At 60.2% G+C, this 1,297-nt stretch carries 1 protein-coding gene; it reads right to left on the bottom strand.

The window, feature by feature from the left end; translation table 11 throughout:
- Positions 1-44: 44 nt before the first annotated feature.
- Positions 45-1,228 (bottom strand): IS3 family transposase gene (locus IWX81_RS14920; protein ID WP_199282137.1). Its coding sequence is split into 2 segments (ribosomal slippage): positions 45-970 and positions 970-1,228, totalling 1,185 coding nucleotides; the frame shifts between segments, so codons are not numbered across the junction.
- Positions 1,229-1,297 lie beyond the last annotated feature (69 nt).

The following is a 1,297-nucleotide window of genomic DNA, read 5'->3' as shown; positions in this document are numbered from 1 at the left end:
TGGGCTGCTGCGGGGATTTCGGACAGCGGAATTAGTGGATTCGTCTACGCTGCCAGGGCTGGCTGCTGATAACCATAGTGGACTTCGTTGGGCCGTCGGTAACCGAGCGCTGAGTGCCGGCGACGGCTGTTGTAAAACCCCTCGATGTAGCGGATGATGTCGCTGCGAGCTTGCGTCTTGGTCGCGTAAACGGTCCGATACACGCGCTCGTTCTTGAGCATCGAGAAGAAACTTTCCGCCATGCTGTTGTCCCAACAGACCCCGGTGCGGCCCATGGATGAGCGCATGCCCAGACTGGTCACGAGGGTCCTGAAAGCGGCTGAGGTGTAGACGCTTCCGCGATCGGAGTGCCAGATTGCGTTCGGCAGGATCAGGGTAGTTGCAGCGGCATTCTTGAGAGCGTCCTCGACAAGCTCGGTGCGCATGTGATCGGCGATGGACCACCCCACGACCTTCTTTGAGAAGCAGTCGATGACCGTGGCGAGGTAGACGAACCCCTGCCACGTGTGGATGTAGGTAATATCTCCGATGAACTTCACCCCCGGACGGTCGGCGGTGAAGTCGCGTTTGACGAGGTCGGGCATGTTCGCCGCGGCCAGCGCATCGGCCTCCGTCGTGACGCGGAAGGGTCGTGGCTGGCAGGCTACGAGGCCCTCCTGGCGCATGAGCTGCCGGACGAGTTCGGGGGAACACTCCGTCTGCTCGGCGACAAGGTCTGCATGGATTCGGCGATACCCGTAGGTTCCCTCGGTCTGCTCGAAGTGGTACTTGATCCGCTCCACGAGGACCTCTCGGCGGGCCGACGTCGCCGATTGCGGGCGCGTCCGCCAGTGGTAAAAACCAGACGTTGACACGTCCAACCAGCGGCACATGTTCACGACTGGATTCCGGTTTTTGGGCTCAGCTTTTTGGGAGTCGATGAATCCGTACTTGCTCACTATCGCTGCTCCCGCGCGAAGTAAGCGGCCGCTTTTTTCAAGAATTGCGCCTCAGCTTTGAGCTCCTGAACTTCCCGCTCGAGCTCCTTCAGACGGGCTCGCTCCGGGAGCGTCAGCTCCGTCTCGGTGCCGCCGTTCGCTTCGCGATGTTTGTTCAGCCAGTTGCGCAGCGTCTCGGGACCGACCCCGTAGGCCTCGGCCACATCCTTGATCGGCTTGGACGTGTTGATCACCTCGCGGCACAACTCGTCTTTGAACTCTTGAGTAAATTTCCGGCGTGGTGCGGTCATGCGGTTCTCTACTTTCAGTGAACCCTCATTTTAAGAGGGCCCACTGTCCGAGATATCCGCAGCAGCCCA

Source organism: Salinibacterium sp. CAN_S4 (assembly GCF_015752305.1).
GTDB lineage: Bacteria > Actinomycetota > Actinomycetes > Actinomycetales > Microbacteriaceae > Rhodoglobus.
Note: the sequence above shows the minus strand (reverse complement) of the source record. Positions and strands in the feature narration are given on the sequence as shown.